Raw genomic sequence first — 25,697 nt, forward strand, 5'->3', positions numbered from 1 at the left:
AGGGAGATTCGCTATGACACAGGACCGCTCTTTTCTTCAGGAAGCCGTTTCGCCGGAAAGACTGGCGCAATTGGTTAGTCAGGCTTCCTCTGGGCGCCACAAAAAAAAGACTGACACGAAGCTCATCTCCCGGCCAGTACAGTTAGATACTCCGCTCGAACTTTCATTTGCTCAGCAACGGTTATGGTTTCTCGAACGCTTACATGGGCAGACTGGTGCTTATACGGTGCCTCTGGCTCTCAATATTAAGGGAAGAGCGGATGTTTCCCGGATCCGGACCGTGTTGGAAACGATCGTCGTACGGCACCAGTCGCTTCGGACCTGTTTTCCTGCGCTTGATGGTCGGCCGGTGCAGATCATACGGGAACGAATCAAACTACCATTCGATTGTGAAGCGATTCCAGAAAATGCCGATGAGACATGGGTTGAAAAGCGAATTCAAACGATACTGTCTGAGCCTTTCGATTTAAGCAACGGACCGCTGATCCGGGGTGTGTTTTTGTCGCGTTCTTCACAAGAGCATCTCTTACTAGTGGTCATGCATCACATCATTGCCGATGGCTGGTCACTGGGCGTTCTGATGCAGGAATTTTCCCGACTCTACTGCGGAGAGTCTCTGGCTGAACTTCCCATTCAATATACGGATTTTGCCAACTGGCAGAAATCATGGTTGCAGGGGGAACCGTTGCAACAGTTGATCGATAACTGGCAGAGCATGCTTCCCCAAGAACTTGAGCCGCTGGCGTTGCCGCTTGATCGACCCCGTCCGGACAGCCAGAGTTTTAATGGTGCACAGATGCGCCGTAAACTCTCCCCACAACTGCTGGCCAGACTGATGACATTTTGTGCGCAGGGGACGGAAAGCGGGAGCCGGATGACTCCGTTCTCCGTATTGCTGGCGATCGATGCGCTGGTACTGTCATATTACAGTGGTCAGCAATACAGTGATCAACAACCGATCGTGATCGGCTGTCCGGTTGCTAACCGACAGCACAAAGAGAATGAATCGCTGATCGGTTTTTTTATCAATACGCTGCCTATTGCGATCGAGGTGGACACGAATAAAAGTTTCCGAGAACTGATGGGGGTGGTTAGTCAGAGGGTTTTGAAGGCACTGGACAATCAAGCGCTGCCTTTCGAGCAGATCGTCGAGTTTTTGCATCCGGAGCGGAGTCTGGATCGCAATCCGGTCTTTCAGACGGCCTTCGTGATGCAGAATATGCCGTTACCTGCGCTGCAATTCGGTGGATTGTCGATGCATCCTTACTTGGTTGACAGCGGAAAAGCAAAATTTGATCTGACACTGGAAGTTATCGAACTGGCATCGGAGTGGATCCTGACGTTTGAATATGCCACGGATCTGTTCGACCATGACACAATCGCGGGATTTGCTGACGACTGGTTGCATCTGGCCGAGCGGGTACTGACATCACCGGATGTTCCGTTACGACAGCTTTCTCTGGTTAGTGAAGCCACCGTCAAGCAGTATTGTCTCTGGAATCAGACCACGACCATCTGGCCGCAACCGCACGACAACATTGTTGCAATGTTTGAGCGTCAGGCCCAGCAACATCCGGGTATCCCGGCTATCCGGACCGGGCACGATTCACTTTCTTATCAAACGTTGAACCAGCGTGCCAATCGACTGGCACACGAACTCATTGGACAGGGAATTGCTCCGGATGAAATCGTTGCGATCGCCATTCCCCGTCATCCGGATTTTATCGTTGCCGTTTTGGCGGTTCTGAAGGCTGGTGCGGCATTTTTGCCTCTTGATCCGACGCTTCCGCAGAAACGTACCTTGCTGATGATGCAAAAGACCAATGCACGTCTGCTGCTGTCCCTCCGGGATCGGGATTTGGTAGCGGATGACACGATCCCTCGGTTTTTTATTGATCGGTTTGACGTGGAACAAAGTGGTTCTGCCGATGATTCAGACCCGACTGGTCGCCTGAAACCGGATATGGGCGCATATGTCATCTTTACCAGCGGCTCGACCGGGACGCCGAAAGGCGTCATCAATCGGCATGGCGGTTTGCTCAACCGAATTTTGTGGATGCAGCAAACTTACAACTTAAAGCCGGGAGAACGAGTGTTGCATAAAACCCCGATGACGTTTGATGTGTCTATCTGGGAATACTTGTGGCCGTTGTCGTGTGGTGGGACAGTCGTACTGGCACCATTGCAGGCCCAAACAGACAGTGCTTGTCTGATTGAAACCATTCGTCAACAGCAAATCGCAGTGATGCACTTTGTGCCTTCACTGCTTAGTCTGTTCCTGCAGGACAATGATACTGACATTGACGAAGAGATACCGGACAGTCTACGTCTGCTGATTCTCAGTGGCGAAGCTCTCTCTCCTCAGTTGCGGGATGATTTCTGTCGCCGTTTTCCACAGATCCAGCTTGAGAACCTTTATGGTCCGACTGAAGCGGCTATCGACGTGTCATGCAAGTCGTGTCAGGGAGAGAAAAACCCGCGGGTGACGATTGGCCGGCCGATTGCGAATACTCGGTTATATGTGTTGGATGCACAGTTACGGCCGGTCAATCTCGGTGCCGTCGGTGAGCTGTTTATCGCCGGGGACAACCTAGCACGTGGCTATGTCGGCCAGGGCGATCTGACAGCGGAGAAATTTCTTCCGGATCCGTTTTCTGAAACAGGGGGAGAACGAATGTATGCTACGGGCGATCTGGCGCGTTACACCCGAGAGGGAGAGCTTGAATTTCTCGGGCGCCGGGACAGTCAGTTAAAGCTGCGAGGGGTGCGTATCGAACCTGACGAAATTGAAGTTATTTTGTGTCAGTTACCCGAAATTCGCGCTGCAATGGTGACCGTGACCCGACAGCAACTGGTGGCTGTTGTCACATTGCAGGCCGGGGCTGTGCCCTGTCATGAGGTATGGCTGGAGCAACTTGCTGAACAATTGCCGTACAGTATGGTACCCGGGCAGATCCTGATTGTCGATGATATTCCCCGGACTTCAACTGGTAAGCTGGATCGTCGTCTGTCCCCATCACTGGAACAGCAGTTGACGGACGATGGGAATCAGGCGCTTGTTGTGGCTCGAACGGTTACCGAAGCACGCCTGTTGCGAATCTGGCAGGAGCTTTTGGAAATCAAGAGCATTGGGATTGAGAATGACTTCTTTACTTTGGGCGGACATTCATTGCTGGCGATTCGGCTCTGCAGCCGGATTCAGGCCGTTTTTTGTGTTGATCTGTCGCTGCGGGAGCTGTTCCGTCAAAGAACGGTGGCAGCTCAGGCTGCTTTGATCGATGCCAGCGATACCTTGGTGGCTTCCGCAACCCCAATGCCCAAGGCTGTACCTGATCGATTACACCGCTATGACGCATTCTTATTGAATCCGGTCCAACAGGCTTACTGGATCGGGCGAGGGCAGGACTTTCAACTGGGGAATACCTCAGCACACCTTTATGTGGAAATCGAGACGACCGGTTTGTCTTTACATGTTTTACAGCAGGCTCTGAACCAATTGATCCGGCGTCACGACATGTTGCGGTGCGTGATTCATGAAGATGGTACTCAGCAGATATTGGCGGAAGTGGAGGATTATTCGATTCACAGCCATGATTTGCGTGATGTGGATGCGGCCCAGATTGCATCCGCAGCGTCAGTGTTACGCTACCAGATGTCACATCAAGTTATTGAGGTCCACTCGTGGCCGCTATTCGATATTCGTGCGCTGCTTCTGCCGCAGGAAAAGATCCGGCTGCATATCAGTTTTGATCTGTTGGTCGGTGATGCAATGAGCTGGTTACTTTTTTGCCGGGAGCTGGGGCAACTGAGTCGTTTCCCGGAACGTGAACTGCCGGAACTGACACTCTCGTTCCGGGATTATCTGCTGAGTGAGCAGATGTTAATACAGAGTGATGAGTACCAACGGGCCAGAGATTACTGGCAGCAGCGGTTAGATACGCTGCCGCCGGCACCAGCGTTACCGCTCAGTTCGTCATCGTCTCCGATGCCGGAGGTGATACATTTCGAACGTCGTAGCGGACAATTGTCGAAGACACAGTGGGATTCGCTGAAATCTTACGCCGCTGCCGTCGGGGTCACGCCTTCGGTCTTGCTGATCACCGCCTTTAGTCAGGTTCTGGGCCTGTGGGCGAAATCCCCGGCATTTACCCTGAATCTGACCCTGTTCAATCGTCAGCCCGTTCATCCGGATGTAAATTCGATTCTCGGCGATTTCACTTCTCTGACATTACTTGAAATCGATACCCGCAGCGGACAAAGTTTTGCTGCCCTGGCACGAACCGTACAAGAACGTTTGCTCGATGATTTGGATCATCGTCAGTACGGTGGTGTGGACGTCTTACGGGATCTGTCCCGCCGGCGTGGACAGGAAGGACAGGCGATCATGCCGGTGGTTTTCAGCAGCATCCTACCGCAGTTCGGTCAGGGACAGGATACCGCGATTCTGCGCGAGTTGGGGGAACTGGTCTACGGTATTACTCAGACACCACAGATTTATTGCGATCATCAGGTCTATGAACAGGATGGTGCGCTGCATTTCAACTGGGACATTGTTGAAACCATGTTCCCGGATGGTCTGTGGAACGATATGTTCCAGACCTATTGCGCACTACTGGAGCAACTGCTCGATCCTGATGTCTGGGAAATGGCGGAACCAGTGCCGTTACCACTCTGGCAACAGCAGCAACTGGAACGGGCTCACGATACGCAACGTCACTTCCGTGATGCTGACATGTCGATCAGTGAGTTGGTGAGCCGGCAGGCCGAGAAGTTCCCCAACTCGGTCGCGATCGCTTCCCCGATGCGTTCGTTGACTTATGCCGAACTGAATCGTGAGGCTAACGGTGTGGCCGGATGGTTGCTTTCACAGCGTGTCAGTGCGGACTGCCTGATTGCGGTCGTGATGCAAAAGGGCTGGGAACAGGCAGTGGCCACGCTTAGCATTTTCAAAGCCGGAGCTGCTTATTTGCCGATCGATGCCGATTTGCCCCGGGCACGAATCGAAATGTTGTTGGCACAGGGGGAAGTGACGTTGGTACTGACCCAATCGTGGATCGATGCCCGTATCGACTGGCCGGAACATCTGATGGTTATGGCTGTCGACGAAGCACCGGAGTTGTTGGAAGACTTTTCGTCGCCAGCAGTGACTGTTTCACCGGACCATTTGGCTTACGTTATTTTTACTTCAGGATCCACCGGGCAGCCGAAAGGGGTGGAAATGACTCACCGAGCGGTGGTGAATACGCTGCTGGATATTAATGAACGTTTGGGTGTGTGGTCGGGAGACCGGATTTTCGCCTTATCATCACTCAGTTTTGATCTGTCGGTTTATGACCTGTTCGGTAGCCTGATTGCCGGAGCAACTGCTGTGCTGCCGGATTGCCATCGGTTGAGAGAACCGGCGCACTGGCTGGCACGGATAAAGCAGGAGCAGGTCACTCTGTGGAACTCTGTTCCGGCTCTGATGGATTTGTTGATCGATGCGCTGGATGGCAGTAATGAACGATTGCCTGCAACTTTGCGGGCGGTGTTGTTGAGCGGAGACTGGATCCCTCTGACGCTCCCCAGACGTCTCCGGAGCCGGACCATGAATCCGGGGTTACAACTAATGAGTCTAGGCGGTGCAACAGAGGCGGCGATCTGGTCGATTGCCTATCCGATCGGGCCAATTGATCCGGCATGGCGGAGTATCCCTTATGGATTAGAACTGAGTAACCAGCAGTTTCACGTGTTGGATCAGCAGGGACGAGAGCGTCCGGTTTGGGCTGTCGGGGAACTGCATATTTCCGGAGCCGGTCTGATGCGAGGTTACTGGCGTAATCAGCAAGAGACGACACACCGTTTGTCGGTACACCCTGTGACGGGACAACGGCTCTACGCGACCGGCGATCTGGGGCGTCGTCTGCCGGATGGTACGATTGAGTTTCTGGGGCGGGATGATACACAGGTCAAAGTGGCCGGACACCGTATTGAGTTGGGCGAAATTGAAACCGTACTCCGGCGTCACCCGAGTGTTCGTGAAGCGGTCGTCAGTGTGTCTGATGCGACGGGAACAGGAAAGCGGCTGGCTGCTTATGTCATTCGTGCAGAAGACTGCGATGTCGGAACTGGCGCGCTGAAAGCCTATCTTCAGGCACAATTACCGGTCTATATGATCCCGACAAGTATTGATATATTGGAAACCTTTCCACTGACCGGAAATGGAAAAGTTGATCGCCGGGCGTTGTGTCCGCAGTTTTCGACGGGCGTTGCTGAGGCTGCGATCGCGACTGTCCGGCCGAAGGATATTGTGACTGCGCCGTCAGCGGAAATCAGTAAGTTGGAAAGGGTTGGCCGGATCGTGTCCGATACACTGGGCATTGCCGATATCGGAGCACAGACCAACCTACTGGAGCTCGGGGTATCGTCTGTGGATATCGTCCGGATGGCAAATGCCTTTGAGCAGGCCTGGTCGGTGCGCCTCTCTTTCCGTGAGTTTTATCGGCAGCCTACAATTGCCGCACTGGCGGAAATGTGTGGCGGAGACGATGAGATCCACGCGGACACAACAACCGGGGGCAGTCAAGCGATTGCTCCGGTTGAGGTAATTCTTGACCCTATGGCCCGACGTCGCTTCAAAGCCGAACACCCCGGTTATCCGGAATTTCCGGATGAGCTTGTCCGCTTCCCGCTTGGTGCTATCCCTGAAACGGAGACGATTGTACTGACAGAGCGGCAGACGCATCGACAGTTCAGCACAGAAGTGTTGGCGGCACAGCCGCTCTGCGGGTTATTTGCTTGTCTGTCACGTTTGCCTGAAAGCGACCGCTATCTTTACCCTTCGACCGGCGGAGTGTATGCACTCAGAACTTATATTTGTCTGCATGAGGGAAAAGTATCGGGGATGCCAGCCGGACTGTATTGTCTCGAGCCCCGCGAAAATGCGCTGGTGCTGATCGACACCGATTTTCAGGTACCGCCTGAAATTCACGATCCTTTTGTCAATCGACCGATTTTTGAGCAAGCTGCATTTTCTGTTCTCATCTTTGCTCACCTGCCGGCACTGTTGCCGCTTTATGGTGAGATGGCTCCAGATCTCAGCCGGGTTGAAGCTGGATATCTGGGGCAACTTCTGATGATGAGGGCAGCGCAATACCAGATTGGTTTATGTCCGATTGGTACGATCGATGTGAATCTCATCCGAGAGCGGTTCGGGGTTGAAGACGGAGAGATGTTTGTCCACGGATTTTTGGGAGGAGGATTAGATGAATCCACTATTTCACAAGATTTAACGAGGACGAGACTATGACGCATCCGATTTCTCCCGAACATCTGTTACAGACGGCACTGTCGTCGGCACAGCAGCAATTATGGTTTTTGCAATGTCTTGCTCCCCAAAGTCCGTTTTACCATATCCCGGCGGCTCTCCGCCTGCGGGGACAACTGGATCTCAATGTATTGGAACTGGCGCTCAATGAAGTCATCGCTCTTCAGGAATCGTTGCGTACCGCCTTTCACACCGAACTTGGCGTTCCGGTCCGGCAGGTAGTACCGGAACTGAGGTTGACGATCCCAATGACCGATTTGAGCGGCGTGCCCAAATCCGAGCAAGAGGCTACGCTGAATGCAGCACTCCGGGAAGAAGCTCAGCAACTGTTTGACTTGTCTCAGGCGCCATTGCTCAGAGTCAGACTTTATCGGCTGAGCCACAGCCATCACCTGTTACAACTGACTTCTCACCATTTGGTGATGGATGGCTGGTCAGTGGGGATTTTCACTCACATGTTGTTAAATGCTTATGAACGAGAGTTGAGTGGGACAACACCAATACAGCAGACCATTGCCCCATACGCTGAATTTGTTCGATGGCAGCAGGAGCAGGCCGGGACCCCGGATCGGGTTGCTGAAGATATTCGTTACTGGCAGGCACAGTTACGGGATGCACCGACGAAGTTACGCTTACCGTTTGATAAAGTACGCTCTCATCCGCCGACGTATCATGGAAAGACGGAAACGTTTATGCTGCCGTCCGGGTTACCGGCCCGTCTGAGCGAGATCGCGCATCGTTTCGGGGCCACGTTGTTTTCTTCCCTGTTGGCCGCTTTTCATTTAACACTTGCCCGGATGACGGGTCAGCAGGATTTAGTGATCGCGTCAGCCGTGTCGAACCGGACTCTGGCCCAGTTTGAACCGATGATCGGTTGTTGTGCTAACACACTGCCTCTCCGGGCCCGGATTGAGTCGGATAGCTGTTTTCGTGAGTTGCTTGAGGCGGTCAGTGAGAGCGTGGTCGGGGCTCTTGATCATCAGACATTACCGTTTGAGAAACTTATCGGTGCTTTGGCGCTGGAGCGGGATCCGATTGTTCCCCCATTTACTCAGGTAATGTTTCTATTTGAACCCGGTGGTAAAAAACATTGGGACCTCCCTTATCTGACTGTCACACCGGTGCCGGTTTTTTGTGACAGTGCCAAGTTTGCACTCGGGCTTTATGTGCAGGAAGTCGAAGGAACCTATCAGGCAAGTCTGGAATATTCGACGGAACTGTTTGCAGCACAAACGATTCAGGACTTGATCCACAATTTTATCGATACCCTGACCCGGGTGGTTGAGGCGCCGGAGCTGCCGTTTAACCATCTGTTCTCGGGCAAAACTATACCGGAGGCTGCGACGCTGCCGGAGCCTCAGACGACCTTGCATGAACGAATTTTCCGTCAGGCACTGGTATCGCCACAGTCCTCGGCGTTAGCTTGGCAGGGGGGGGAGATGAGCTATCGCGAACTGCTGCAACGGGCCAATGATATGACCCGGAAACTGCAACAGGCTGGTGTGGCTGCCGGTGATCGGGTCGGGATTGCGATGAGAAAATCGCCACAGGCCATCGTTGCCATTCTCGGAGTACTGGCGAGCGGGGCCGCTTATGTACCTCTCGATACACGCCAGCCGAAAAAGCGGCTGCAGCAAATGATCGTTCAGGCAGACCTGAGTCTGGTTCTGGATGAGCGACACGCCTTCCATCAGTTTGACGCCGCAGCATTTCAGCCCTTCGAAGTCGCGGCATGCGACAGCGGTAGCTTGGCCTATATCATGTTTACCTCCGGGACGGCAGGGGTTCCGAAAGGGGTGATGGTTCGTCACGAATCGTTGGTTCATCTGGCCGATGCTCTGCACGATACCGTTTATCGGGAGTTCGTCAGTCGGGATGGTTGCAAGCAGAAATTACGGATCGGCCTCAATGGGCCGCTGCATTTTGATACTTCGGTCAAACAACTGCTCCAGCTTGCCTTCGGTCATTGTCTGTATTTGTTGCCGGAAGCGGAGCGGGGATTTGAACCGGCAGCAATCTGTCATGCACTGGAGAGCGGACAAGTCGATGTTTTTGACTGTACTCCATCGCAGATGGCCCTGCTGATGCAGCAGGGACTCGGTCGTAAAGAGCTGATAGGGCCGACGATGGCGTTACTCGGCGGTGAAGCGATTCCACTCCGGTTCTGGCAGCAGTTGGCTGCACTGGAAACGATGACGGTCTGGAATCTTTATGGTCCGACTGAGTGTACCGTGGATGTTACAGCGGCACGGGTGACCGGAGAGAAAGTAACAATCGGTACACCGTTGCCCGGTATGAGTATCATTATTCTGGATGAACGGCAGCGTCCGGTGATTGACGGGATGATCGGAGAGATTTGTGTGAGTGGTCGGGGGGTCGCGAGCGGATATATCGGTGACCCGCAACTGACGGCAGAACGGTTTATTCATTGTTGCGGTGATGATGACGAGGATGAATATAGTCTCGGATCGGATGATATGTGCTACCTGACCGGTGATCTCGGACGGTTGATGTCTGATGGTCAGATTGAATACTTGGGGCGGTGTGACAGCCAACTGAAAGTGAGAGGGGTCCGCATCGAAGCAACCGATGTTGAAACGGTGCTGAGTGAACATCCCGCCATTCATGCAGCTATAGCATGGCAGCCACCAGTGACCGAAGATTCGGTGACCTCGCCTTTTATTGCCGGTATTGTGGCAGAACGAATGCAGTCTCCGCTTGTCGGTGGATTGGTCCGGCAAGCACTGCCGAATGGATTGGCAGTGGTTGGTTTCAACCCGAACGAAACTGATTTCCTCTATCACGAAGTGTTTGTCAACAACGCTTATTTTCGTCACGGTATCCGGATTGATGACGGTGCCTGTGTGATTGATGTAGGGGCTAATATTGGCCTGTTCGGAGTGGCGGTCAGCTGTCTGGCTGACCGGGTCAAATTGTACAGTCTGGAACCCAATCCTTATTTGACGGAAGTTCTTCGTACCAATCTGTCGCTTTATGCGCCGGACGCTGATGTGCAGGTTCTCGGTGCCGGGGAAGTGGCCGGTCGATATCCGTTTACCTTTTATCCGCATCTCTCTTTTCTTTCGGGGTTATATGCGGATCCGGCACAGGAAAAATCGCTGGTTCGTTCCTATTTGGAGCGTCATCACGCTGCAGCGCTGGAAGGGCTCAGGGAAAATCGTGAATCGGCGATTGAATTGCTGCTTGAGCGGGAACTGACGGCTCGGCAACTGGAGGTGGAGATTCAGCCGTTGTCACAATTGATTGATCAGGCTGGACTAAGCCGGATTGATCTGCTGAAAATCAATGCAGAAAAAAGTGAAGAAGCTGTGCTGGCAGGTATCCGGTCGGAGCACTGGGCGCGTCTTGCCCAGATTGTCATGGAGGTACACGATCAGGACGGGCGTCTTGATCGGCTGGTACGACGACTGCAAGAGCAGGGGTTTGATGTAACGGTCGATGAAGACTGGTCCGTCGATAGAAAAGAGGGGATTTACTATCTGTATGCCCGGCGGCCGTCCGAGGATGGGAAGAGCCGACCATCCCCGGATGTCGGCAGCATTCAAGGGGAAGGGGTATTGACCCGCCAGACAGTACAAGAACACCTGCAAAAGTACTTCCCGGAACATCTGTTACCGAACCGAATTATATTTTTGGAACAGCTACCAATGACTTCCCGGGGGAAATTAGATCGCCGGGCTGTAATGCCGGAATCCGTCGATGAATCAGTGATGGCTGCGGATGACATGACGCTGACAGAGACAGAGCAGAGGGTGATTGCTTTGTGGCAATCGGTGATCCCCGGTGCACCGCTAATCGGACGACATAGCCGTTTTTTTGATGTCGGTGGCGATTCGTTGTTGCTGGCTCAGGTCTATATGCGTTTGCATGAGCTGGGTGAATACCACCTGACCCTGACGGAGCTGTTTGAATACGGTACACCGGCAGCGCTGGCATCGCGTTTGGCGTGTGACGATCAATCGGCTGCTCAGGCTACCGGTCAACAGTCGCAGCAACACGTGGAAGTGAATGAGCCGATTGCGATTGTCGGTATGGCTGGACGTTTCCCCGGTGCAAAAGATATTCATGCCCTCTGGAAAAAGCTCTGTGGCGGAGAAGTCACTGTCAGCCGGTTTTCCGCTCAGGAGTTGACACAGGCTGGGGTGTCGGAAGCGATGCAGCAGGATCCGGCGTTTGTCCCCGTTGGCGGTGTATTGGCGGATATCGACTGTTTTGATGCCGGATTTTTTGGTTTCTCTCCCCGGGAAGCAGATATCATGGACCCGCAGCAGCGACTGTTCATGGAAACCGTCTGGCATGCTCTGGAAGATGCTGGTTGTATTTGTGAAACCAGAACCGGTGTTTTTGCCGGTTCTGGAGTGAGCACTTATTTGCTCAACAATATCTGGCAGAATAAAGAGTTGGTAGAACAAATCGGTGCTCATCGTCTGCTGATTGCCAATGATAAAGATCATATCGTGACGCAGACGTCCTATCGTCTTGGTTTACGGGGACCGAGTCTGGCTGTACAGACATCCTGTTCTTCCTCGCTGGTGGCAGTACATATGGCCTGTCGTAGTTTGCATCAGGGCGAATGTGATGTGGCGGTTGCTGGCGGCGTTTCTGTCCGAGTTCCCCAGCGAACCGGTTATCGGTATCAGCAAGGGAGTATTGGTTCATGCGATGGTGTGTGTGCCCCTTTCGATGTTTCGGCAAACGGAACGGTCAGCGGTAACGGTGTGGCGGTTGTCACGCTGAAACGATTCTCCGATGCTCAAAAGGCCGGTGATCGCATCATGGCCGTGATCAAAGGCAGTGCAATCAATAACGATGGCAATCAGAAAATTGGTTATACCGCCCCCAGTGTCGAAGGACAGAGTGAAGTCATCAATGCAGCTTTGTTGGCTGCGCAGGTTAAACCAGCGGATATTGGCTATGTCGAAGCTCACGGAACCGGAACGTTGCTTGGTGATCCGATTGAAATCGAGTCGCTGAAACGTGCCTTCCGGTGTCAGGATGAGTCTGCTTCGGTGCGGCATTGCGCAGTGGGTTCGATCAAAGGCACGCTCGGTCATCTGGACAGTGCTGCCGGGGTTGCCGGTCTGATTAAAGCGACCCTGATGGTGCAAAAGGGTATGTTCGTACCCAGCGCCAATTTTTCCCAGCCTAATCCTAACATCGATTTTTCGGTAACACCGTTTACGGTATGTACGGAAACCGGGCCCTGGCAGGAAACCGATGGCCTGCGTCGAGCCGGTGTCAGTTCATTCGGTATCGGTGGAACGAATGCCCATGTGGTGCTGGAACAAGCGCCGTTGCCGCTGGAGGAAACGCAGCGCGCAACCATGCCCTACGCAGCGTTGCTGGTCTGGTCGGCTCACCATGAGCAGGCGCTGGAGCAATGGACCCAAATGTTGTCATCCGTACTGGATGAAAGCGAAGATTTGTGTGATATCGCATACAGCCTCCAGACCGGACGCCGACCAATGATGTATCGCCGGACACTGGTGGCGACCAATCTGGCTGATGCGGCTGATGCCCTGCGAAATGGCCGCTTTCAGACGACGGTCTGCAATGTCGGGGAGAGTGGTCACGATGCGGCTGAGATCTCTCGCCTGATCGCAGCGTTCCACGACAGTCAGGCGGATGACAACCCGGAAATACAGCGACAGAATATTCTGGAAAATCTGGCCACCATCTGGCGGCAGGGGGGGGAGATAGACTGGCTGCAACTTTATCCGCAGAGACGATGCAATCGTGTATCGCTACCACTGTATCCTTTCTCAGATCAGCATCACTGGATTGGCAGCGATGAGACGGAACCGTTGCCGGTGGTATCGCCATCTCCGGAATGGGTAAATCCGGCCCCGCTGACGCCTTTGAATGACTCGGGGGAAGAGGCGAAGAAGACGGTTCAGAACACCGATTCGGAGACGATTATGGCGGTCTTGACCTCGATTTGGCAGAACGCACTGGGCGTGACGGACATTCATCCCGACGATGACTTCTTCGACCTGGGTGGACACTCTTTACTGGCGATTGAAATCCTCGATGAAATTCGCTTGCACTGGTCGGTGGATCTGCCGCTGAAAGCCGTATTTGAGGCGACATCCATCGCGCTGTTGACTGGCGTGGTTCAGGAATGTTTGTCTGCTGAAACGGGGGATGTATGAAACAGCCGTCTCCTCTTTCATTTGCTCAACAGCGACTGTGGCTGCTGGAAACGCTAGCGCAGTCCGGTTCAGCATTACATGTGCCTTCGGCGATCCACTTGAGTGGCCCAATCGACGTCGCAATACTGGAGCAGGCTCTGCTGGATATACTCTGGCGTCATGAAACCTGGCGAAGCCGGTTTACAGTAATAGATGGTGTACCGCAACAACAGGTGATGCCGTTGCCAGATGTTTTTCTCTGTCAGGAGCCGTCGAGCTCTGCCACCCTGCAGTCACAAATGCAGGCAGAGATTGATCGGCCGTTTGATTTGGGAACGGGATTGCCGGTCCGGGCAGTGTTATTTCTTCTGGGTGAGCAAGAATTCGTACTTTGTGTGACGGCCCACCATCTGGTAGCCGACGGTTGGTCTTTGGGACTGTTCTGGGAGGAACTTTCTCGACGTTACTGTGCGGCTCTAAGTGGAGAAGTTCAGCAACAACCGGAACCGAATGACGTGTTTACCGCGTTGGTCGCACAGGAAGCACGCCACCTCGATGATAAGCGAAAGATGCACCTGATCGACTGGTGGCGGGATTATCTGGGAGATGAGCCGAGTGGTGTTTCACTGCCACCCGATAAGATCTTGGATGATGGGCCAAACCGATGCAGCGGACGCTATGTGTCTGTCATTGACAGTGCGTTGGCAGATAATTTCCGGCAGTTGGGGAAACAGCTGCGGGCCACGCCTTTTATGATGATGATTGCGGCATTTTCTGCGGTTCTTTCCCGCTATAGCGACGGTCGTCAAGTCTTGCTCGGTTGCCCAATTGCACAACGTACTAGTGCCGAAAGTCGTCAGGTTCTGGGGTTATTGCTTGATACATTGATCGTCCGGGCCGATTTTTCCGGTCGTCCCAGTTTTGCACAACTGGTCGAACGGGTACGTGACGACACACTGGATGCGATGGACCATCGGGATCTGCCTTTCCAGCAATTGGTGCAGGCCTTAAAACCGGAACACAGTGCCGGACAGGTTTCTCTGGTCAATGTGATGCTGAATTTTCAATCTCGTCAGTCCAGTAGTGTCGGAGCGCTTTCAGGCGATACCGTCAGTACGCCGCTTGATGTTGCACCGAGTGATGTGATGACTGATTTGACCTTGTATGTTATGTCGGATCAATATGGTCTGAAACTGACGTGGGAGTATGCAGCCGAACGGTTTGACGAAACTGCTATCGTCCGGCTGGCGCATCATTTACAGCAGTTGATGATTCAAGTCGTCCGGGCACCAGATTGTCCGCTGAAATCTCTTGAGCTGGCCAGTCAGCCGGCGCAGCCGTCGGCTGTTGCTCCGGATCATGATTTTACGGTTGCTGCCCGGTTTGCGGCTGTAGCCGGGCAGTCCCCGGAACGGACCGCTTTGATTCAGGACAATGGCATTGAAGGTGGAGAAGTCATTTCTTATCAGCGTCTGATGCACATGGCAGCAGCAATTCGACAACAGCTTGACCGGTACGGCATTACCGTAGAAACACCGGTTGGTATTCTGATGGAACGTTCAGTATCGCGGGTTGCTGCTTTTCTGGCCGTCTCAGCCTGCGGTGCAACGATTGTTCCTCTTGACCCTGCGTATCCCCACGAGTGGTTGAATGCTGTGCTCACACAGGTTCGCCCCGGTGTCTTGCTCTGTGATGAACTGACCAGTGAAGCCACCGACAGTCATGATGTGATCGATAGGGTTTGTTGTCCGGTGCTGCATGTTCCCGGGGAGATAACAACCAGTGCGGCAGAGATTGCATCGGCTGACTTTGCCGCGCAGGTCGTAACTGTTTCTGCTGATGCTGTCGCTTACATCTTGTTTACCAGCGGCTCGACTGGCCAGCCGAAAGGGGTTATGGGAACTCACCGGGGGCTTGCCAATCGTTTGGGCTGGATGTGGCAGCAGTATCCTTTTGCTCAGGATGACATCGCTTTTCAGCAGGTGTCTCCGAATTTTGTCGACTCCCTCTGGGACCTTTGGGGCCCCTTGCTTGCTGGTGTTCCGGTAGTTTTGCCGCCGCAGGATATCAGCCGGGAGCCACAACGCTTTTTACAACAGTGTTTGGCGTATCGGGTGACTCGATTGACACTGGTTCCGTCATTGCTTGATGTCCTGCTTCAGGAGATGGAGCGAAATGCCATTATGTTGCAGAGCCTCCGTCTGTGCATTTCCAGCGGGGAAGCTCTGCCCCGGGCTTTGGTGACACGTTTTCAGACCCTTCTTCCGGATGTACAGCTCCTGAACTTGTACGGTTCTTCAGAAGTTGCCGCTGACGTGACTTACCGGGAGATTACGATTGAAGATGTGCAGGCGCCGGTGGTTCCGGTCGGGTTTTCGATCGCACGGACAGACATTCACTTGCTGGATGATGAATTGTATCCAACACCTTTGGGAGCCTGGGGAGAAGTTTATGTTGCCGGAGCTTCATTGGCCCGGGGTTACTGGCAGCAGCCAAACCTGACGGCCGCTGCCTTTATTCCTCATCCCTTCGGCTTGCCGGGGGAGCGCTTGTACCGTACCGGTGATATCGGTCGCTGGCGAAGCGATGGCGCGCTGATCCTTGGCGGACGAGCGGACAGCCAGATCAAAATTCGTGGGGTTCGGGTTGAGCCAACATGGGTAGAAGAAATGATCCGGAATTATCCCGGCGTCGATGATGCGGCCGTGACTGCCGGAGAAGAAACACCGACGGTATTGACGGCTTGGATTTGCGGTAATGTTGCTGATGAAGAAGTATTGCGCCAGTTTCTTTCCCGACGGCTACCGGCCCAGATGATTCCGGCGCGGATTGCGTTTGTCCAGTCGCTTCCCCGGCTGAGCAACGGCAAAGTTGACCGCAAGCGGCTCCGTTCGGAAAGGGTTATCACCAAAGGCGGGCACACAGCAACAGTGCCCGAAGGAGAAACAGAGCAGGCACTGGTGGAACTATGGGCGACGCTGTTGCAATATCCGGCCGATAGTCTGAGTGTGACGGCGAATATTTTTGACCTCGGCGGTCACTCGCTGCTGATGGTTCAGGCGCATGCTCTGATTCAAAAGCATCTGGCATCGGACTGTCAACTGACGGATTTGTTCCGCTATACGACGATTCGGAGTTTGGCCCGCTATCTTGCACAATTAGCCTGCGAAACGGAAACCTCACAATATCAGGCAACGGAATACCGCCAGGGACAACGGTCGAGGAGTCATTTCCGGCGGCAGAGCCGCGCAGCCCGGCGAACTACGTTACGGACAGCCTTACCTAAATGAGTGGAGAGATGGATATGGATTCAAATGGCTTTGATTCAGATGATGTTGATTTACATGATGGTGAATTCAATCAAATCGACTCGGACGATATTGCCGTGATCGGCATGGCGGGGCGCTTTCCTGGGGCAGATGATATCGATACATTCTGGCAGAACCTGATCGCAGGGAAGGTTTCCATCGCATCGCTGACGGAGGAAGACCTTCAGGTTGCACGAGTCCAAGAGAAGCTCCGCACTCATCCTGACTACGTTCGGTCTGCCGCCACAGTCGATGACATTGATCAGTTTGATGCGACGTATTTCGGGCTCTCCGCCCGGGAGGCTGCGTTAATCGATCCGCAGCACCGCATTTTTCTCCAGTGTGTTGGCCACGCTTTGAACCACTCCGGATATGATTCGTTTCGTTTTCGTGGCGATATCGGGTTGTACGCCGGCTGTAGCATGAGCTCTTATTTATTGAGCAATTTATTGCCTCATCGGGAGTGGCTGGAAGAGATTGGTGCTTTTGAGGTTGCCCTAGCGAATGACAAAGACTATCTGACTTCGCGGGCAGCTTATCATTTTAATTTGAGCGGACCGTGTATCGCGGTTCAAACGGCATGTTCGACGTCTCTTGTCGCCGTACATATGGCGGTGCAGGGACTGCTGGCCGGGGAGTGTGATATGGCTCTGGCTGGCGGGATCACGCTTCGGGTACCACAAAAGGCTGGTTACCTGTACCGGGCCGGATCGATTCTCTCGCCCGATGGGATGTGTCGGCCTTTTGATCGAGAGGCAAACGGGACGATTTTCGGCAACGGTGTCGGTGTGGTGGTGTTGCGACGTCTGGCTGATGCGATGCGTGACGGTGACCAGATTTTTGCTGTGATTCGAGGATCGGCTGTGGCAAACGAAGGTGCCGGAAAAGCTGGGTTTACGGCACCGAGTATCTCGGGTCAGAGTAAGGTGATCGCAGAAGCTATTGGAATTGCCGGGATTGAACCGTCGGAGATCGGTTATGTGGAAACCCACGGCACCGGAACATCGCTGGGGGATCCGATCGAATTGCTGGCGTTGGCCGATGTTTTCGGTCAGGGGCATAAACGGTATCGTCCGACGATCTTGGGAGCACTGAAAGCCAATATCGGCCATTTGGATTCAGCTGCTGGTGTAGCCGGTTTGATCAAAACGGTTCTGACACTCCATCATGGCGTGATTCCGCCACATCCCATGTATCATGAGCCCCATCCGGCCAGCGCTTCTGTCTTATCTTCGGATGCCGATACCCTGTTTTCGGTCAATACAGTGCCTGAATCCTGGACGGAACCGCATGGTAAATGTCGTTACGCGTCAGTCAGTTCATTCGGTATCGGCGGCACCAATGCACATGTCGTCCTTGCTGAAGCGCCTGTTTCTGCTGAAATATCCAGACATCAAGGTGTTGATGTGCATGAGAACACCACTGAGGAAAAGGCGGTTGTCCTGACTTGGTCTGCTTCTTCCACTGAAGCCTTAGCCAACGTGGCATCAGCGTTGGCTAAGGATATTGAGCAGCATGGAGCCGATGCGTTGAAGCACATCGCGGTGACGATGAACTCCGGGCGGCGTGAATGCCTCTGGCGGCGGGCGGTTGTCGTCACCGGACGAGATGAAGCCATTGAACGGTTACGTCACGATCAAGACATGCCGGTCAAAGTCAGCGCCGCACCAGCCGGAGGATACGCATTGCTATTTCCGGGGCAGGGTGCCCAGTACGTAGGTATGGCAATGACGCTCTACCGGGAAGAGGCGCTGTTCAGACAATATTTTGATCAAGTGCGTCAGGTTCTGGTGGCTCGGATGCAGAGAGATCCCTGTGAGCTGCTTGCCGCTGGTGTTTCCGCAACATCGTCACTCAATCGGACCGAGGTAACGCAGCCTTTACTGTTTGCTGTGGAATATGCATTGGGACGATTTCTGATCGACCGGCTGGGAGAACCAGCAGTGATGGCAGGACATAGTCTGGGAGAATTTGCGGCGGCAACGCTGGCAGGCGTAATGTCCCTTGAAGATGCTGTGTGGCTGGTTTGCGAACGAGGGCGAATGATGGGCGCATTGCCGAGTGGTGCGATGCTGGCAGTGCCGCTCCCGATGCAGGTTGTGCAGGAGAAAACCCATCTGGATATTGCGGTAGTCAATGGACCGGGACTTTGTGTGATTTCCGGTACAGAAGCTGAGATTGCTGATTTTGAAGCGCTTCATCATGATCTTCCGTTAAGACGTTTACAGACCTCGCATGCTTTTCATTCTGCGATGATAACTCCGATGGTTGCACCGTTCGAGTCGCTTTTGGCCTCCGTGCCACTACATCCGCCGCGCTGGTCGATCCTTTCCTGTCTGAGCGGAGAACGAGTTGACGACATGATCTCCACACCAGCCTACTGGGGGCGGCTGACTCGGGAGACGGTGCGTTTTGATTTGGTCTTCAGCACCTTGTCACAGATGGGGCCAACCCTGCTGGAAGCTGGTCCCGGGCGGACACTGAGCTTACTTGCGGGAAACTATGAGCCGTTCCGCACCACTAAGGCGATCCCCTGCATGGGCGGAAGTGATTCGGAAACCATCAATCTGAATCAGGCGCTTGCCCAGCTCTGGTTGCGTGGACATTCGATTGACTGGCTGGCGGGGGAGAAAGTGCAGCGGATGAGCTTGTCTCTGTATCCGTTTGCTCGGACCCGCTACTGGATTGAACCGGAGGAACTGAGGCCGATATCTGATGAGACGCATCGGACAACGGAAGACGTTGCCATGTCGCAACATTACTCTCGTCCGACATCATTGCCGGCCCCGATTCTACCCCGCACCGAAGCCGAGAGTCTGGTTACCGGAGTCTGGGAAAATGTACTGGGAATTGCCCCCATAGGCGTGACGGATGACTTTTTTGAATTGGGAGGGCATTCATTGTTGGCGGTTCAGGTGGTTACCCGCCTGCGGGAAGCCCTCCGGATCGAATTGCCTCTGGAGCTGTTTTTTGAGGCACGAACTGTCATGATTCTGGCCGAACGAACTGAGGGATATCTGGCTGAAGCGATTGAAGCGATGTCTGAAGAAGAAGTCGCAGCTGTGATGGCAGCTTTGGAGCAGAACAAAGAAAACGAAGTGAGCCGGAAAGGAGATCATCAACGGTATGAGTCATGATCCGAGAACATCAGAGAAGGGAATAGCCCCCTCGAAAACCGTAACTGTTGCCACAGACGCTGCAAAGACAGCCACGGAAATGTCTGACAGTAAGCGTCAGCTAATGTCCTGTTTGTTACGCGGTCAGGGGGCGCACGGGAGTGAAATTCGGCATGATCCCAAGATAAGCCCAGTCATTTCTTTTGCTCAGGAACGATTATGGTTTTTGGAACAACTTGTGCCGGGCAGTGCTATCAACAATATCGCTGGTGCGGTTTTGATCGACGGTGCACTGGATACGGTGGCGCTAAGGCAGGCATTCAAGCATATTCTACACCGGCATTTGCCGCTTCGCTCTTGTTTTCGGGAAGTTGACGGTATGCCGACGGTACAGCTTAATGATGTTGATGCGATGGTATGGGAAACTCATGATTTTCGCCAGTTTGATGAAGAAACGCGGGAAGCGAAAGCGATGGCCGAACTGTCGCAATGGTCTGGGGTGCCTTTTGACCTGACCTGTGGGCCATTAGTCCGTTCCTGTTTGTATCAGTTGGCTGAACGACAATTTCTTTTCGGGGTGGTGATTCATCATATTGCTTGTGACGGCTGGTCGCTGAATTTACTAGTTCAGGAGCTGGCACAATTTTACCGGGCTGAGACCGAGGGGGAAGAGATACCCCCTCCGCTGACAGTGAACTATTATGATTATTCATCGTGGCAACGAGGTGATGCAGCCCAATCTGGCTGGTCCGAGCAATTGGCTTACTGGAAGCAACAATTTGCGACGCTGCCTCCTTCACCCTATCCTTGGCCAGATAGTCATGATGCGATCAGAAGCGATGCTATCGGGCGACGAAAAACCCTTTTTATTCCGGCATCACTAAGTCAGAAGTTACGGAAGCTCGGTTATGAGCATCAGGCGACACCATTTATGGTGCTGCTAACCCTTTATAAAATTTTGCTCCATCGTGTCGGAGGGGAATGTGATATTTGCGTCGGTACACCGGTGGCTAACCGGGATCGACGTGAGATTGAAAGTTTGATCGGTTTTTTTGTTAACTTTCTGCCGTTGAGGACGGAGCTGAGCGGTGAGCTCTCTTTTTTACAAGCTCTGGCACGTGTGCGAGCGACATCGATCAATGGTTTTAATCATCAGTCGTTACCATTTGAAGTGTTGATTCGCGAGGTTCAGCCAGAATGGCATGCTGGCTGGCGACAACTGGTACAGGTTGCATTTGCTTACCATCAACAACATCCGACCCATCAGATAGCTTCAGGTAATGCACTACGGATGCAACCGCGTGAAGTTGACCACGGTGCTGCAATGTTCGATTTAATGCTCTCGGTTCAGGAAGAGTCTGACGGACTACGTGTGGTACTGGAATATGCGGTTCCCTTTATTCATACTGCCACAGCAGATATGTTACTTTCGGCATTTCAGGCGCTTTTGACCGATGCGGTGAATGCACCGGAAACGCCGATCGCGGCGATGTCGTTGCAAAGCCCGCAGGCATATGAACGGCAGCTATGCCGTAGCAGGGCGCTGCGATCATTTCCAGTGACCGATACGATTCATCAGCGTTTTTCGGCACAGGTCCGGCGCTATCCTGAGGCTGAAGCTGTCCGCTATGGGCACGAAAGTTTGAACTATAAGGCTCTGGAGCGTTTATCCGATCATTTGGCGAGATCTCTCATCGCCCGTGGAGTCACACCTGGAGCACGGGTCGGTATCTGTCTGGAACGTTCACTCGAGATGGTCGTGGCCGTTTTAGCGGTGCTGAAATCAGGATGTGCCTATGTTCCGTTGGATCCGGCTTACCCGAAAGAGCGGTTGGCGCTGCTGTGTGAACTTGCTGAACCGGCTTTGGTTGTAACCAGAAGCGGGTTATGTTCGCTTGTTCCACCATGCCTGTTGATTGACGAAGAAGGGGTGGATGAAAAAGATACGGATGGACCATACGGAATGACACCATCCGAACTGCAGGACTTGCCGCAGATCACACCCAAAGATGCCGCCTACGTTATTTTTACGTCCGGTTCAACCGGGGTTCCGAAAGGTGTGGTGGTCAATCATGAAAATGTCTTGCGTTTGTTTGAGGCTACGCAGGCACAGTTCCATATCGATGATGAGGATGTCTGGAGTCTGTTTCATTCCATCTCGTTTGATTTTTCCGTATGGGAGTTGTGGGGAGCCTTGCTGCATGGTGGCTGCCTGGTCGTCGTTCCTCAGGCTGCGGTAAAAGATCCACTGGCCTTGAGGCAGTTACTCGAACGGGAAAAAGTCACGGTTTTGAGTCAGACACCGTCAGCATTTCGTGGCCTCATTCGGGCTGAAATGCATCAACCATCCCGGTTGGAACATCTGCGGCTGGTTATTTTTGGCGGAGAGGCGTTGGCATTGCCGATGCTGAAAGACTGGATGGACAGGTACGTCGACAGTGGTCCGGCGCTGGTTAATATGTATGGGATCACCGAAACGACCGTGCATGTCACCGCTCGGCGGATCCACGCTGAAGATATTACCCGCTTGCAGGGAAGTGTGATTGGCCGCCCATTGGATGATATTACGCTTTTCCTGCTGGATGCGAACGGACTGATGGTGCCGGATGGTGTCCCGGGAGAGATTTGGATTGGTGGTACAGCCGTAAGCCAGGGATACCTGAATCGCCCGGATCTGACGGCAGAGCGTTTTGTGGTACGGGACATAGCAGGATTTCATGACCGTTTTTATCGGACTGGGGATTTAGCGAGGTATTGGCCGGATGGTGACCTAGAATATTTAGGACGCATTGATCAGCAAATTCAAAATCGAGGACATCGGATCGAACCGGGGGAAATTGAAGCGGTTTTCCGGCGGCATCCATTGGTTGCTGATTGCCTTGTTTGCGAGCGGACGGCCCATAACGGTAATGCATGGTTGGTGAGTTATGTGATCGAATCCGGTACGGACCTCCGGCCCGACATTGCGCAGGAAACTCGGTTGATGAAGACGGTTTTCGACGATATTTATGCCGAGGGGGTTGAGCCTTCTTCTCCGGAGGTACCGAATATTACTGGCTGGAACCACACGGATACCGGCCAGCCGATTGACCGGGAAGAGATGGAGGAATGGATTGCATGGACACTCTACCGTTTACGCCTGTTGCACCCTAGTCATATTGTTGAAATTGGCAGTGGCCTCGGTTTATTAGCGCTGGAGCTGGCAAAGCAGTGCCGGACATACCGGGGAAGCGATATTTCCGGGGTCGCTGTACGTTATCTGACTCATAAATTTCAGGCATTGGGACTGGCTCACTGTCACGTGGAACAGCAGGATGCTGTGGACTTTATCACGGGTATTATGACACCTGTCGATCTGGTGATTCTCAACTCAGTGATTCAATATTTTCCGAATAAGGATTACCTGACTCAGGTGCTGCGCGGTGCTCAGCGTGTGGTCGGAAAGCAGGGGGTGATATTTATCGGTGATATTCGCTGTTTGTCGCTGATGCCGGCTTTTTACACCGCCGTGGCGATTTCCCGCACCGGCAGAGATGCCGGGATCAGACAAATTGCTCGCCTTGTTCGTCAACTGGAAAAGGAAGAACGGGAAATCTGTATTGCCCCTGATTTCTTTCACCAGTTTGTTCCTGACGGATTTGTTGATGTGCAGTGGAAACGGAGTCGTTATCAGAATGAGATGACCCGTTTTCGTTATGACGTGGTGCTGTATTCACAGTTACAACCACAACTGAAGATTGATAAAAGTTTATCTTGGGAGTCGTTGGGACGGGATCCTGATCGGCTTCACTCTCTGCTGAAGGAGAGTCCTGAAACGTTGCGGGTCCTGTCGATTCCGAATGGCCGTTTTTTTCAGGATAAACTGCTGGGCGATATGCTGCTTGGCTCGGAGAGTGCGATAGAAGGCCGTGTTGATACATTGATCTTCCAAGCAGCCGAACAGACGCGGGAGCAAGGGGCTCTCGATCCGGAAATACTTTGGCAGATGGCACAATTGACCGGTTACCATGTCTGTATTGCGCCTTCGATTGAAGAGGGGACAGCATGGATGGATGTGCTGTTTTCCCTCGAACCGATTGAAGCGGGTCATCCGTGGCAGCCGGAAAAACTCCATACGCAAGACCTAGGATCAGAGAAATCACAATCGGTAAACACGTTTGAGCAGATTAATGATCCGCTCCAACAGGTCTATCGTCGTGACCGACTGGAAAATCTGCGCCGATATGCGGCAGAGAACTTGCCTACCCATATGGTGCCTGATCTGGTTATGTCGGTGGATGTTTTTCCGGTGACGCCGAATGGTAAATTGGATCTGGAATCATTGCCGATGCCAAGAAATCATTCAGAATCACAGAGGAGTGGTGCATCGCCGAGCACTTTTCATGAAAGAGCACTAACAAAGATCTGGACCTCGTTGCTTGGTATAGAAAGTGTTGGGCTAGACGATGATTTCTGGCTGTGTGGCGGGCATTCGTTGTTGGCTGCTCGTCTGATGTTCCGAATTGAAGATGAGTTTCAGATCCGGGTACCGCTGATGGCTTTGTTTGCTAACTCAAGCTTACGGGGGATGGCTGCAACGATCGAAGCGGCCCAGTCGCAAAAGCCGGGGCAGGGAGCGCCTACCAACCCGGCATTCTGGTATGCAGAAGCGGAGGTCGATCCTGACATTGTGCCGCCAACCACGCGTTCTCTTCAGCCGACTATACTGCTGACTGGAGCAACCGGTTTTTTCGGTTGTTATTTGTTGTTCGAAGCCTTGAGTTGTGGCCGTTATCAACAAGTATACTGTCTCGTCAGGGCTGCAGACGATCAGCAGGGCTATGCTCGCATCCGTCATATGCTTGATTCCCGAGGACTATGGCGAACGGAGTTCGCATCGGTTTTGCAGGTGTGGAGCGGAGATTTGGCCCAGCCGGATTTAGGGTTGTCCGAGCAACGGTTGCAGCTGTTCGCCGATCAGGTTGGGGAAGTGCTTCATAATGGCTGTCGGGTCAACTTTTCCGAACCTTATCAGCAACTGAAAAATGCCAATGTCGTTGCTACCGAAACTCTGCTGCGGCTGGCTTGTCGTGGAGATGCAAAACCTTTTCATTATATTTCCAGTTTGGGTGTGTTTGATGACGGTGATATGGGAGAGCGGTTTGGGTTATATGAAGATCGGGAACCGAGCCATCCGCATACGCTCGATGATGCCTACAGTCAGACAAAGTGGGTTGCGGAACGGATGGTGACCGAGGTTGGAAAACGGGGATTACCGATCACAGTTATTCGTCCCAGTCGGATTGGCAGCCATTCGGTGAGCGGTGATATCCGGCCGGATGATCTGTTGTGGTTGGTGATTCGGGCATCGTTGGCGATCGGTGCGCTGCCGGCCTTAGATCTGCCGTTGGATGTCATTCCGGTTGACTATGCTGCTCGGGTAACTCTTGCGCTAATGGATAACGAACAGGCATTCGGCAAAGCATTCCATCTTAATCATCCCAACCCGTCTCGCTATCAGGAAATACAGCTGTGGCTGGCGTCAGCGGGTTATCCGCTGGTCGTTGAGAATTATGCCGTATGGCGAAGCAAAATGCTTGAAGCGGCAAAACAGCATGCCGATAGTGCCGTGATCCGCTTGGTTCCGCTGCTGGCCCATATTGCACCGGACAGTCTGACGGAGGCAAAGTATGCTTGGGCAGATAGTACCCATACCCTGCAATATACAGCGGGAAAAATCGGACCTTGTCCGGCCTTCGATGGTACGTTGCTGCTCCGGAGTCTCCGGACCCTTGAACAAAGCGGATTGATCAGTTCACACAGAGGAAAGGAATAA

5 protein-coding genes are annotated in these 25,697 nt (G+C 53.2%); all 5 read left to right on the forward strand.

The features are described 5' to 3' along the window. The first annotated feature begins 13 nt into the window (after positions 1-13). From OCU60_RS06925 to OCU60_RS06945, 5 genes are read left to right on the forward strand one after another with little or no spacing between them, the layout of a single operon-like run. Complete coding sequence (locus tag OCU60_RS06925; protein ID WP_074373873.1) at positions 14-7,288, forward strand: non-ribosomal peptide synthetase; 7,275 nt, start codon at positions 14-16, stop codon at positions 7,286-7,288. Then, positions 7,285-13,479 carry a non-ribosomal peptide synthetase gene (locus OCU60_RS06930; protein WP_074373874.1) on the forward strand — a complete coding sequence of 2,065 codons (6,195 nt, stop codon included), beginning with the start codon at positions 7,285-7,287 and terminating at the stop codon, positions 13,477-13,479. Before OCU60_RS06925 ends, OCU60_RS06930 begins: the two co-directional genes overlap by 4 nt. Then, positions 13,476-16,748: a non-ribosomal peptide synthetase gene (locus tag OCU60_RS06935; RefSeq protein WP_074373875.1), complete on the forward strand. Its 3,273-nt coding sequence runs from the start codon at positions 13,476-13,478 to the stop codon at positions 16,746-16,748. The genes OCU60_RS06930 and OCU60_RS06935 overlap by 4 nt, the downstream gene beginning before the upstream one ends. 8 nt (positions 16,749-16,756) lie before the next feature. Continuing rightward, the gene (locus OCU60_RS06940) at positions 16,757-19,903 is read left to right on the forward strand and encodes a type I polyketide synthase (RefSeq protein ID WP_159439480.1); all 3,147 of its coding nucleotides are present in this window, start codon (positions 16,757-16,759) and stop codon (positions 19,901-19,903) included. Next, positions 19,893-25,697, forward strand: coding sequence for a non-ribosomal peptide synthetase (locus OCU60_RS06945; protein ID WP_074373876.1), 5,805 nt, complete (start codon positions 19,893-19,895; stop codon positions 25,695-25,697). The genes OCU60_RS06940 and OCU60_RS06945 overlap by 11 nt, the downstream gene beginning before the upstream one ends.

Source organism: Vibrio spartinae (assembly GCF_024347135.1).
GTDB classification, from domain to species: domain Bacteria; phylum Pseudomonadota; class Gammaproteobacteria; order Enterobacterales; family Vibrionaceae; genus Vibrio; species Vibrio spartinae.

Bases quoted from the DNA above. Each gene is read 5' to 3' on its own strand.
- OCU60_RS06925 (WP_074373873.1), top strand. From the start codon at position 14: ATGACACAGGACCGCTCTTTTCTTCAGGAAGCCGTTTCGCCGGAAAGA.
- OCU60_RS06930 (WP_074373874.1), top strand. From the start codon at position 7,285: ATGACGCATCCGATTTCTCCCGAACATCTGTTACAGACGGCACTGTCG.
- OCU60_RS06935 (WP_074373875.1), top strand. From the start codon at position 13,476: ATGAAACAGCCGTCTCCTCTTTCATTTGCTCAACAGCGACTGTGGCTG.
- OCU60_RS06940 (WP_159439480.1), top strand. From the start codon at position 16,757: ATGGATATGGATTCAAATGGCTTTGATTCAGATGATGTTGATTTACAT.
- OCU60_RS06945 (WP_074373876.1), top strand. From the start codon at position 19,893: ATGAGTCATGATCCGAGAACATCAGAGAAGGGAATAGCCCCCTCGAAA.